This is a genomic window from Pannonibacter phragmitetus, assembly GCF_050510895.1.
Lineage (GTDB): Bacteria > Pseudomonadota > Alphaproteobacteria > Rhizobiales > Stappiaceae > Pannonibacter > Pannonibacter phragmitetus_B.
Genome location: NZ_JBNINT010000001.1, coordinates 2,983,320 through 2,995,403 on the forward strand (window position 1 = coordinate 2,983,320; position 12,084 = coordinate 2,995,403).

Annotated in this window: 10 protein-coding genes; 7 read left to right on the plus strand and 3 right to left on the minus strand. The window is 62.9% G+C overall.

Features of this window, described 5'->3' with window-relative positions; translation table 11 throughout:
• Positions 1–118: 118 nt before the first annotated feature.
• Together ACQB61_RS14185 and nadC are read left to right on the plus strand one after the other, a co-directional pair.
• Entirely contained in the window at positions 119–1,771 is a 1,653-nt protein-coding gene (locus ACQB61_RS14185) for an L-aspartate oxidase (RefSeq protein WP_430513138.1), read from the plus strand.
• Complete coding sequence (nadC, locus tag ACQB61_RS14190; protein ID WP_430513139.1) at positions 1,768–2,628, plus strand: carboxylating nicotinate-nucleotide diphosphorylase; 861 nt, start codon at positions 1,768–1,770, stop codon at positions 2,626–2,628. The genes ACQB61_RS14185 and nadC overlap by 4 nt, the downstream gene beginning before the upstream one ends.
• A 44-nt stretch (positions 2,629–2,672) precedes the next feature.
• Here nadC and ACQB61_RS14195 read toward each other — a convergent pair whose 3' ends face one another.
• Together ACQB61_RS14195 and ACQB61_RS14200 are read right to left on the minus strand one after the other, a co-directional pair.
• Positions 2,673–3,905 carry a cell wall hydrolase gene (locus ACQB61_RS14195; protein WP_430513140.1) on the minus strand — a complete coding sequence of 411 codons (1,233 nt, stop codon included), beginning with the start codon at positions 3,903–3,905 and terminating at the stop codon, positions 2,673–2,675.
• A gap of 514 nt (positions 3,906–4,419) precedes the next feature.
• Entirely contained in the window at positions 4,420–6,096 is a 1,677-nt protein-coding gene (locus tag ACQB61_RS14200; protein ID WP_430513141.1) for an electron transfer flavoprotein-ubiquinone oxidoreductase, read from the minus strand.
• Between the two features lie 269 nt (positions 6,097–6,365).
• Here ACQB61_RS14200 and ACQB61_RS14205 point away from each other — a divergent pair, with 269 nt between their 5' ends.
• From ACQB61_RS14205 to ACQB61_RS14225, 5 genes are all read left to right on the plus strand, one after another.
• A complete protein-coding gene (locus tag ACQB61_RS14205) occupies positions 6,366–7,358 on the plus strand; it encodes a uracil-DNA glycosylase (RefSeq protein ID WP_430513142.1) in 993 nt (330 codons plus the stop codon).
• A 225-nt stretch (positions 7,359–7,583) separates the two neighbouring features.
• Positions 7,584–8,207: a PilZ domain-containing protein gene (locus ACQB61_RS14210; RefSeq protein ID WP_430513143.1), complete on the plus strand. Its 624-nt coding sequence runs from the start codon at positions 7,584–7,586 to the stop codon at positions 8,205–8,207.
• 51 nt (positions 8,208–8,258) lie between these two features.
• The gene (locus tag ACQB61_RS14215; RefSeq protein ID WP_430513144.1) at positions 8,259–9,110 is read left to right on the plus strand and encodes a S49 family peptidase; all 852 of its coding nucleotides are present in this window, start codon (positions 8,259–8,261) and stop codon (positions 9,108–9,110) included.
• Positions 9,111–9,206: 96 nt separating this feature from the next.
• A complete protein-coding gene (locus ACQB61_RS14220) occupies positions 9,207–9,389 on the plus strand; it encodes a hypothetical protein (protein WP_430513145.1) in 183 nt (60 codons plus the stop codon).
• A 180-nt stretch (positions 9,390–9,569) separates the two neighbouring features.
• A complete protein-coding gene (locus ACQB61_RS14225; RefSeq protein WP_430513146.1) occupies positions 9,570–10,526 on the plus strand; it encodes a glycine--tRNA ligase subunit alpha in 957 nt (318 codons plus the stop codon).
• Positions 10,527–10,595: 69 nt separating this feature from the next.
• On the opposite strand, the gene ACQB61_RS14230 is transcribed toward ACQB61_RS14225, so the two are convergent.
• Positions 10,596–11,954 (minus strand): putative bifunctional diguanylate cyclase/phosphodiesterase, encoded by a 1,359-nt coding sequence (locus ACQB61_RS14230; RefSeq protein WP_430513147.1) that lies wholly within the window; start codon positions 11,952–11,954, stop codon positions 10,596–10,598.
• Between the last annotated feature and the right edge of the window lie 130 nt (positions 11,955–12,084).

A 12,084-nucleotide genomic window follows, 5' to 3' on the forward strand; every position in this document is an offset into this window, starting at 1 on the left:
CCGCACCGGCCTGTCCTGTTTTCTGACCGGCCCGGACCTTTCCTCCCCCATCTGTCCGGGTACGGCCTTGCGGCCGGAGGCGGAGCTGCCTTCCGGCGCCGTTTGGAAAGCCCCTGCGATGGCAATACGTAGCGAAATCCTGGCCCCCTCCCTGTCTGCGCGCGGCGTGGACGATGTGGTGATCCTCGGAGGTGGTCTTGCAGGCCTGTTCTGCGCGCTGAAACTCAGCCCGCGTCCCGTCACCATCATCAGCAATGCACCGATTGGTGAAGGGGCTTCCTCGGCCTGGGCGCAGGGTGGCATTGCCGCTGCTGTTTCCGACGGTGACACGTCCGAGAGCCATCTCGCCGATACGCTGGCTGTGGGCGGCGGCATCTGCCAGGACAAGATCGTTGCCATGATGACGGCGGAAGCGCCGCGCCGGGTTCATGACCTGCTGAGCTATGGCGTGCCGTTCGACAAGGATCTGGAAGGCCGCCTGCAGGTCTCCCGCGAGGCCGCCCATTCCCAGAGCCGCGTGGTCCGCGTGCGCGGCGACATGGCCGGACGCGCCATCATGGATGCGCTGGTCGCAGCGGTTCGCAACACGCCGTCCATCCGTGTCATCGAAGGCTATCTGGGCGAAAGCCTGATCACCGAGGGCCGGTATGTCACGGGCGTGATGGCCCGCCGCCGCGGCGGGCTGGAGCGCCTCGCTTTCCAGGCCCCTGCCGTTGTCCTGGCTTCCGGCGGCATCGGCCATCTCTATTCGGTCACCACCAATCCGGGCGAAGCCAACGGCCACGGCCTCGGTATGGCCGCCCGCGCCGGTGCCGTGCTGGCGGATGCGGAATTCGTGCAGTTCCATCCAACCGCTCTGGACCTTGGCCGCGACCCGGCACCGCTGGCCACCGAGGCCCTGCGCGGCGAAGGCGCGATCCTCGTGAACGCCGCGGGTGAACGCTTCATGCAGAACGTGCATCCGCTGGCCGAACTTGCCCCGCGTGACATCGTTGCCCGCGCCGTCTTCCGTGAGCGGGCTGCCGGGCGCGGCGTGTTCCTCGATTGCCGCGAGGCGATCGGCGCAGGCTTTGCCGAGCACTTCCCCACCGTTTACGCCACCTGCATGGCTGCAGGCATCGACCCGGTGACGCAGCCAATCCCGATTGCCCCGGCCGAGCACTACCACATGGGCGGCGTGCTGACAGACGCGAACGGCCGCACCTCGCTGGACGGCCTGTGGGCCGCTGGCGAAGTCGCCTCCACCGGTGCCCATGGCGCGAACCGGCTGGCCTCCAACTCGCTGCTGGAAGCCGTCGTCTTTGCGGCACGCATTGCCGAGGACATTCAGGGCCTGATGCCGACCCCGCGCACCGCCTATTGGGAGGAGCTGGACGACGAGCCGGGCCTGCCCAGCCAGCGCAACCATGATGAGCGCACGGCTATCTCCATCCTGCGCCAGACCATGAATGATCTGGTGGGTGTGGAGCGCGACGCGGAGGGCCTTCAGACCGCCCTTGCCCGCATTGCCGCTGCTGAGGCGCAGGTACAGCGCACCTCCATCCGCAACATGATGATTGCGGGCAAGATCGTTGCCGCTGCCGCCTTCCTGCGCAAGGAAAGCCGGGGCGCGCATTACCGCTCAGACTTCCCGCAGGCCGATGCGGCACAGGCCAAGCGCAGCTATCTGACGCTGGATCAGGTCAACGCGGCAGCCGCAGGCGCAGCTGAGGCGGTGAAGGATCCGCTGGCTGGCTTTGATCTCGTCAACATGGCCGGAGAAGGCGCATGACCGCCTTTCTTCCCGAACTGCCGCATCTGATGGTGGAAGACGCTGTCCGCGCTGCCCTGCTGGAAGACTGGGGCCGCGCCGGGGATATCACGTCACAGGCCACCATCGGCCCGGATGTAACCGCAAGTGCCGTCATCGCCGCACGCAAGAACGGCGTGCTGGCAGGCATTGACCTTGCCATCACCGCCTTTGCCCTCACCTCACCGCAGCTGAAGGTGGATGTGCACTTGCGCGACGGCGCAAGGCTGACACCGGGCGCCATCGTCGCCCGCATCGAAGGCCCGGCACGGGCGCTGCTGGCGGCAGAGCGCGTGGCGCTGAATTATCTGGGGCGCCTCTCCGGCATTGCCACGGCAACCGCCCGCTTTGCCGATGCCATTGCGCATACAAAGGCCAAGATCGTCTGCACCCGCAAGACAACGCCGGGCCTGCGCGCCTTTGAAAAATACGCCGTGCGCTGCGGCGGCGGCTCCAACCACCGCTTCGGCCTCGATGATGCGATCCTCATCAAGGACAATCACATCGCCGTTGCGGGCGGCGTGGCCAAAGCCATCCACTCAGCCAAGGCCTTTGCCGGACATCTGGTAAAGATCGAGGTGGAAGTGGACACGCTTGACCAGCTGCGCGAAGCACTGGAGGCAAAGCCCGACGTCATCATGCTGGACAATATGGGTCCGGACCGCCTGCGCGAGGCCGTCGCCATCGTTGGCGGCCAAGTGCTGCTGGAAGCTTCCGGCGGCATCGGCGAGACCACCGTGCGCGCCGTGGCAGAAGCTGGCGTTGACCTCATCTCCTCCGGCTGGATCACCCACTCCGCCCCGGTTCTCGACCTCGGGCTTGATATCGGCATCGAATGAGCAGAGGGGCGGTATTGCCGCCCCACAGCCTTTCCTGATCAACCTCAGTTCCAGCCGCCAGCCTTGGTCTTGTAGAAGATGTGCAGGCCGATCTGGCCGCGCTTGTTCATTTGACCGGCCCAGCGCGGCTTGACGTAGGTGGCGTGATAATGCGTTGAGGCATCCACCATCTTCAGATACTGCTGGCCTGAAATCACCTGCTTGGCGAGGCGCTGCGCCGTGGCCCAGGCGTCCGGCGACGTGATCCTGTCCGGGATGCCGTCACAGGCGAAAGAGAACTGGCACTGGTTGCGCTTTGTCCGGTTCTGATACACCACCTCACAGATGGAGTTGGGATAAGCTGGGTTCTTCACCCGGTTCAGTACCACCTGACCAACGGCAATCTGCCCATCCTCGGACTCCCCGCGCGCTTCGAAGTAAAGCGCTTCAGCCATGCAGCGCTGCTCCTTCGGCTCTGCCACGGACAGCGGCAACGGCTTTTGCGCCCACCAATGCGGGTTCTGCGGATCTTCCGGTGGCGGCAGGTCCACTTCGTACTGCGGCCCGAACAGGGCGTTGAACGGATCGCGGCTGGTATCGGCGGCCTCTGGTGCATAAGCAGATACCAGCGAGAAGCCGGCAGCGGCCGCATTGCGCGCCATCATCATGCGCTGCAGATCCATCGGATCGCCAGCTTCTTCCATGCCCTTGCGGCGGCCACCCTTCGGCTGCTTCGCGGCACTGGCAAACTGGTTGCGCTGATCTGCCGTCAGCGGCTCAGGCTTGACGAAGGCAACGCGCGGCATGTCGGCCTGGCCGCCGTTTCCAATGAGGCTTGCCATGGAATAGACCGAGCCGGAGGCCTGCTCCAGCATTTCCCGGTCCGGCGCCATGGACATGAACCGGTCGCCCTTGCCAGTGCGGTTGATCTTGATCTCGTCCGGCACTTCCTTCGGCAGGGTTTCGCGCACCAGAGGCTCAAGCCCCTTGATAGCGGTGTTCTGCATGCCCTGTGGAGCCGATACAGTAACCCCTTGAGCAGCCGGTTCGGGCAAAGGCAAGGGCGTTGCCTGGGCCAGGGTCAACGTCGGGGGAAGCTGAGAGCTGAAATCGACGGTCTCCAACGCCTGCATCCAGGAGGGCATACCGCCAGCGGCCATCAGTGCGCCGATATCCTGCTGACCGATCGAACCGGTGAGGCCAATGAACGCGAGAGGGGCGGCGGCCAGCGCATGACGGAGCTTGAAGCGCCGGCGCGGTCGGATGGGCTTGCCGCAGAGATAAACGGGGCCGAACATACGCAACGCAACTCCAACTTTTCGCGCCTTTACAGGGCGGCGAACGCAACAGGGGACATTCCATCAAGCTTTGATCTTGAGTTTGTCCTGTTAACCTTGAGAAGGAGTTAATGACGCGAAATTTCCAGTCTGCCCCAGCGTTAGTTCTTCCTTGAGGGCGTGGATCATGGTTAAGGCGTTGAATGATTTGCACAGCAACGCCCCACCTGCCGCCATACGCCCATGCACCGGCGCTATAACCGGCACAGAGTCACCCCGGCCAAGCGTAGCGCGAGCCGGGGACTACTCGTTTGCAGAGAAGGGCGATTGCCCAGGGCCTGGCGGCAGGCTCTCGCCCGATGCGAGCCGTTCCGGCGTCAACACCTCTCATCGCTCTGGAAGCGAGTGGTTCCCGGATCTCCGCTTCGCTTCGTCCGGGACGACGCAGAATCTGCGGGACGGCGCGGGAGTGTTCCTGTGTGCCCCCCAAAAAACAGCCCCCGGAAAGCTGGGCTCGCCGGGGGCTGAAGAGGTTTTACATGTTCGGATAGTTCGGCCCGCCGGAGCCTTCCGGCACCGTCCAGGTGATGTTGCCGTTGGGGTCCTTGATGTCGCAGGTCTTGCAGTGGACGCAGTTCTGCGCGTTGATCTGGAAGCGGGGCGCGCCCTCGCCTTCCTCGACCCATTCATAGACGCCGGCCGGGCAATAGCGGTTCGACGGTCCTCCAAAGACGTCATGCTCGGACGACTTCTGCAACGCCATGTCCTTCACCTTCAGATGGATCGGCTGATCCTCCTCATGGTTGGTATTGGACAGGAACACCGAGGACAGCTTGTCGAAGGACACGACACCATCGGGCTTCGGATAGGCAATCGGCTTGCATTCGGCGGCCGGCTTCAGGCTCTGCGCATCGGTCTTGCCGTGCTTCATGGTGCCGAAGAAGGAGAAGCCGAACAGCTCGTTCGTCCACATGTCGAGGCCGCCGAGCATGACGCCCATCACCGCGCCGAAACGCGACCACAGCGGCTTGACGTTGCGCACCTTCTTCAGATCCTTGCCGATGTCGCTTTCGCGCCAGGCCGTGTCAAAGGCCTTCAGTTCGGCGTTGGCCTCGCCCTTGCCCAGCGCTTCCATCACATGCTCGGCTGCGATCATGCCGGAAAGCATGGCGTTGTGAGAGCCCTTGATGCGTGGCACGTTGACGAAGCCGGCGGAGCAACCGATCAGCAGGCCGCCAGGGAACGAAAGCTTCGGCACTGACTGGTAGCCGCCTTCAGTGATGGCGCGTGCGCCATAGGCAAGCCGCTTGCCACCCTCGAAGGTCTCGCGGATGGCCGGATGCGTCTTGAAGCGCTGGAACTCGTCAAACGGCGACAGGTGCGGGTTCTGATAGTTGAGATGCACCACAAAACCTACGGCGACCTGATTGTCCTCCAGATGATAAAGGAAGGAGCCGCCACCCGTGCGGTTGTCCAGCGGCCAGCCGAAGCTGTGCTGCACCAGACCCAGCTTGTGCTTCGCCGGATCGATCTGCCACAGTTCCTTGATGCCGATGCCGAATTTTGGCACATCCGCATCCTTGTCCAGCTCAAAGCGGGAGATCAGCTGCTTGGCCAGCGAGCCGCGCACGCCTTCGGCAATCAGCACATACTTGCCGCGCAGCTCCATGCCACGGGTGTAGCTGTCATTGGGCTTGCCATCGCGGCCAACGCCCATGTCGCCGGTGGCAACGCCAACAACCTTGCCCTCTTCGTCATAGAGCACTTCGGCGGCAGCAAAGCCGGGGTAGATCTCTACGCCCAGCTCTTCGGCCTTGGTGGCCAGCCAGCGGCAGACGTTGCCCAGCGATACGATGTAATTGCCATGATTGTTCATCAGCTTCGGCATCAGAACATTCGGCAGGCGCATGGAGCCGGCAGGCCCAAGCACAAGGAAATGGTCCGCCGTCACGGCCGTCTTGATGGGCGTATCCTCGCTGCGCCAGTCCGGCAGCAGGCGATCCAGGGCGATCGGATCAATGACCGCGCCCGACAAAATGTGCGCGCCGACTTCCGAGCCCTTTTCCAGGACCACGACGGACAGCTCTTCGCCCTTCTCGTTGGCAATCTGCTTGAGGCGAATGGCGGCAGAAAGGCCAGCAGGGCCTGCACCGACAATCACCACATCAAAATCCATGCTTTCGCGCTCGGGCAGCTCAAGCTCTTCCGTCATCGCACTCTCCCTCTCAAGCACGCCAGGCTGCGAACAGACTGGCGCAATTGCAGCAGGCGGCCCCACCCTGCCCGCTTGACTGTCTAAGCGTCGCGTTCTCTTTAGAGCAGCTCAAACAGACCTGCAATTCCTCCGTTTCGGCTGGTCACGACTTTACGTTAACGTAAGCGTTAGTCAACCAGCCAGCTTGCCGCAGGAATGCAAGCGATATCACGGGAGAGCGGGGCAAGGTCTGTTGTGTTTGCGCCATCTGCCGTTACATTGACGGCATGAACACGTCTTTCTCAGCATCTGGCCTTACCGCCCGGCACATCGAGGCGCTTCTGGAGTTTTTCCAGGGTGCTGGTGTGGATGGCTGGGTTGAAGATGACGTCATCGACCGTTTTGCCCAGTCGGCGCTGGAGGCAGAGCAAGCCGCCATGGCGCGCCAGTCGCGCGGAGCGCCGGGGCAGCCGGGAACACAGGCGCCACAGGCCCGCAGCTTCGATGGCGGCTACAGCCAGCCGGCTCCGCCTCAACCGCAAGGACAGATTCAGTCGCGCATTGCCGGTCAGGCAGCCCCGCCACCGCTGAACCTGCCATCACTTAACCGCAATGCAACGCCTGAACCGCAGGCGCAGGCACCAGTTTCTGCCTCTACGGATCCGGCGGTCATCCCTGGCGAGCAGGCTGTGAAGTCTGCCCGGGAGGCGGCGAAGTCTGCGGCATCACTGGAAGATCTCAAGGCCTGCCTTGCTGCCTTCAACGGCTGCAATCTGCGCCTCACGGCGAAGTCTCTGGTGTTTGCAGATGGCAATCCCTCCGCCCGCGTGATGCTGGTGGGCGAAGCGCCGGGCCGGGACGAGGATCTTTCAGGCGTGCCCTTCGTTGGCCGCTCCGGTCAACTGCTGGACCGGATGCTGGCTGCCATCGGGCTCGACAGGTCTTCCGTTTACATTGCCAATGTCGTGCCCTGGCGCCCGCCGGGCAACCGGACGCCGACACCACAGGAAACAGAAATCTGCCGCCCCTTCATCGCCCGGCAGATCGAACTGGCCAGTCCGGACTTTCTTGTCTTCCTGGGTGCAGCTTCCGCAAAGGCACTGACAGGCAACACGGACGGTATCCGCCGCATGCGCGGACACTGGATGGATTATGATGCAGGAGGCCGCAAGATCCGCGCCATCGCCACCTATCACCCGGCCTACCTTCTGCGCAGCCCGTTGGAAAAGCGGCTGGCCTGGCGCGATTTCCTCGCGTTGAAGCAGGCGCTATCTGCTTGAACTAACGCGGTTCGCCAGTACGTAGCACTCGTGAATATACTCATTGTTAAAGTTGTTCCGTCTAGCTTCATCAAAGTGGGCAGGACATCGGTTACGATGACGGATACAGCATTCATCACAAGACGGACAAAACCGGCTCAGGTGCCTGGACCGGCACCGGCTGAAGCACGCGGCCCCGAACCCGCGAAACGGCCTGTGCAAACACACGCACCCCGGACGCCGCAAATGGTGCAGGAGAAGGCACAGGAACCGGCCGCCTCCCACACCGGATTTGCATCACCGCGCCGCGCAAGGCCACCCGCAGCGCCGGAAGCCAGCGCCCCGACTGTTCTTGCCATTGACGTGGAACGCCTGACCTGCCTACCGGTGACGGTCACAAATCTCACCCAATGGGGATGCGTCCTCACCTCGCCCGATATAAAGCTGCTCCAGAAGAATATCGCTCTGCGCTTCGGAGACGAGAAAAGCCTGCGCGCCGCGACTGTGACCTCCATCAACGGGGAGGATGCGACAATTGTCTTCTCTGGCGTCCAGAATGAGGCCGCCAGCCAGCGGGCAGAAGCGCGCCGTGCCGTCTCCATTCAGGTGGTTCTGACCGATCCGGACCGCACGCGCCGCGTCACAGGCCGTATCGTCGACGCGGCCCGTTCCGGATGCCGTGTGCAGGCGGCAGGCGTCAAGCATCTGGGCAAGACGATCCACCTGCGCGTGCTGGGCATGCCGCGCGCCATCGTGGCGGAGGTCATGTGGTGTGACGATGAGGCCGCAGGCCTGCGCCTCAACTGGGATGCCGTCAACCAACTGGCGGCCAAGACAAAGGCTGATTTTCTCGCGCGCGGTACTATCTAATGCTGACCGGCAGGCGAACCGCCTGCCACTGGCAAGCCGGAACGGGATTTCATGCTGACAGCACTCAAGAACAGACTTCAGAAGCTCCTCGGACGCGGCGGTACTGCCATCCCCGTTGTCCGGCTGCAGGGCGTGATTGGCGGCGGTGGCCCCTTGCGAAGCGGCCTCTCCCTGGCGTCGGTGGCAAAACCGCTGGAACGGGCTTTCTCCATGAAGAAGGTTCCAGCCGTGGCGCTGATCATCAACTCGCCCGGCGGATCACCCGTGCAGTCCCGTCTCATCTACACCCGTATCCGCGCCCTTGCCGAAGAGCATGGCAAGCAGGTGCTCGTGTTTGTGGAGGATGTTGCGGCATCCGGGGGCTACATGATCGCCGTCGCGGGAGATGAGATCATTGTTGACCCCTCGTCTGTGGTCGGCTCCATCGGTGTTGTCTCGGCAGGCTTCGGCTTCACGGAACTGATCGGCAAGATCGGCGTGGAGCGTCGCGTCTATACCGCCGGTACGCGGAAGGTGTCGCTCGATGCCTTCAGCCCAGAAAACCCCGAAGACGTGGCACATCTGAAGTCGTTGCAGGCCGAAATCCATGACGTGTTCATCACCATGGTCAAGGCACGGCGCGGCGAACTGCTCTCGCAGGATCCGGATCTGTTCAGCGGCCTTTTCTGGACCGGGCGCACCGCCTGCAGCCTTGGCCTTGCAGACCGGGAAGGCGATTTGGTCACGGTGCTGAAGCAGCGTTTCGGAAACAAGGCAGAGCCCGTCCTCATAAGCCAGCCACGCGGGCTGTTCGGCCGCAGGCCTGCAGGAGGCATTGGCCTTTCACCGGCAGCAGGCGCAATCACCGCAGACGTGCTGGATGCACTGGAGACCCGCAGCCTTTGGGCCCGTTACGGTCTGTGACATTTTTTGACCGGAACGCTGCGACCTGAGGCAATTTATGCCTTGTCTCCGCCACGATCGGGCGGGAGGATTGCACATCATCTGGAGATAGTCCGCATGCACCCTCTCGCCATCATCGCCCTTGCCGGAACCGCCGGTCTCCTTCTTGCACGCGCCATGCGCCGGGAGATGTCCCGCGTGGACCAGCGCCTGTCGAAGGTTCGTCCCGCACCGGGCACCCCCATTCCGGTAACCTTGAAGCTTGATCCCAGCACCGGCCGTTATCGGCCGCAGGACTGATTGGGCCAATACTGGCCGCAGGCGCTATTGAGCGCCCGTGGCCCTGCGTGAAGGCATTTCATGCTCCTGCGTGCGGGTGCGGCTTGACCTTGCCCCGCCTCCGTGGCACCTCTCCGGCCAATCAGGGCAGTGGCCTGCTGCGCCGCGCCCTCTCCGTCTCGAACGACCGGGAAATGCCAGATGCCGAATGAAACCCTTCCGGACCACATGCGCCCTGAAAATTCCTTTCAGGCGCTGATCCTGACCCTGCAGCGCTACTGGGCGGATCAGGGCTGCGTCGTGCTGCAGCCCTATGACATGGAAGTGGGTGCAGGCACGTTCCATCCGGCCACGACACTGCGCTCGCTCGGGCCGCGCCCATGGAAGGCGGCCTATGTGCAGCCATCCCGCCGCCCCTCGGATGGACGCTATGGCGAGAACCCGAACCGCCTCCAGCACTACTATCAGTTTCAGGTGATCCTGAAGCCTTCGCCGGAGAACCTGCAGGAACTTTATCTCAACAGCCTCTACGCCATCGGCCTCGACCCGTCGGTGCATGACGTGCGCTTCGTGGAAGATGACTGGGAAAGCCCCACCCTTGGCGCCTGGGGCCTTGGCTGGGAATGCTGGTGTGACGGCATGGAAGTGTCGCAGTTCACCTATTTCCAGCAGGTGGCCGGTTTCGAGTGCTCGCCCGTCTCCGGCGAGCTGACATACGGGCTGGAGCGGCTCGCCATGTACATTCAGGGCGTCGATAACGTCTATGACCTGAACTACAACGGCCGCGAAGGCGCGGACAAGATCACCTATGGCGATGTGTTCCTGCAGGCCGAACAGGAATACTCCCGTCACAATTTCGAACATGCGGACACCGAGATGCTGTTCCGCCACTTCCGCGATGCTGAAGAAGAATGCCGCCGTCTGCTTGCCGCTGGCGAAGCGGCCAAAGAGGCGGCCGGCGCTGACGTGCACCAGATGGTGCTGCCCGCCTATGACCAGTGCATCAAGGCCAGCCACGCCTTCAACCTGCTGGATGCACGCGGCGTGATCTCGGTGACTGAACGCCAGAGCTATATCCTGCGCGTGCGCGAACTCGCCAAGGCCTGCGGCGGTGCCTTCCTGCAGACGGCAGCCGGCGGCGTGGGCTATACTGGCTGAAACGTTTCAGCCGGGCTGGCGATCAAGACAGCTTGAGAAGGGGCATCCGCGAAGCCGGGGCCCCTTTTTTCAAACAGGCAGCGAAGTATCCAGGCTCTGCTGACGGGCAATGTTGGCGCAGATCAGCGCATGGGCATCATCCGCGCTGACCGCCTGAGAGAACAGGAATCCCTGTCCGAAGTTGCAGCCTTCATGGTGAAGTTGCGCCCGCTGCTCCGGCAGTTCAATTCCCTCCGCGATGGTCTCGATGCCAAGGCCTGCCGCAAGGCCAAGAATGGCGCGCACGATGGCAGCGTTCTCGCCACCTTCTGCCATGCCTGCGACGAAAGACCGGTCGATCTTGATGCGGTCGACGCGGAAATCCCTGAGGTACCTGAGGCTGGAATGTCCGGTGCCGAAGTCATCGAGCGCAATGCGGATGCCCGCATCTGACAGCTGACCAAGGATCTCCCTTGCCGTTTTGGGATCCTTGATCAGGGCGTTCTCCGTGATCTCAATCTCAAGCCGCTCTGGCGTAAAGCCAGTGTTGCCCAGAATGGTCAAGATCCGCAGGGGCAGCATCCGGTCGTGCAGTTGCACCGGGGAGAGATTGAAGGAGAGATAAACATCCTTTGGCCATTGCAACGCAGCCTCGCAGGACCTGGTCAGGAGGTGATCGGTCAGCTCCGGCATCAGGCCGCAATCTTCCGCAATGGGAATGAAATGTGCCGGTGGCACCTTGCCGAAATCCCTGTCCGTCCAGCGGGCCAGAGCCTCGAACCCCGTAATCCTCTCGCTGCGCAAGTCCCAGATCGGCTGGAAGTGGGGGCTGATCTGATTGCTGGCAATGGCCCCACGCAAACGCTGTTCGAGCAGCGTGCGGTGCAGAATCGCCGCATCCATCTCTGTCTCAAAGAAGCGGAACGTCGAGCGGCCGGATGTCTTCGCCCGGTAGAGCGCCACGTCAGCCCGGCGCAACAGTTCGACAATCGAATAGCCGTTATCCGGGAAAACGGCGACGCCAATGCCTGAGCCAACCGTGACTTGCCGGGCGCCAATCAGAAATGGCTCCTGCACCCGGTTCAACACCCGCCGGGCAATACCGGTCGCCGCATCCTTGTGCGCCAGAACGCCAGTGACGATGGCAAACTCATCGCCGCCCAGCCGGGCGACAAGCCCGCCCTCTCCGATCGTTTCGGACAGGCGGCTGGCAAATTCCTTCAGCAGAAGGTCACCGAAGCTGTGGCCATAGACGTCGTTGACCGGCTTGAACCCGTCGATATCCATCATGATGACGGCGCGGAACTCGTCCGGCTCCATCATGTGCACCATGGACGGAAACACCATCTCAATATGACGCCGGTTCGGCAGGCCGGTCAGCGGATCGTGCTGCGCCTGAGCCTGCGCTTCGGCCAGCGCGGCATCTGCTTCTTCCAGGGCATGGGACAACTCGCGTTTCTTGAGGACTGCTCCTGCCCATGCTCCGGAAGCGGCGCTGAGAAGCGCAGACAAAGCGATCAAGATGGCATTCGGCCAGCTATCCCCCTGATTGGCCAATGCCATAGCAGCAGATAAGGAC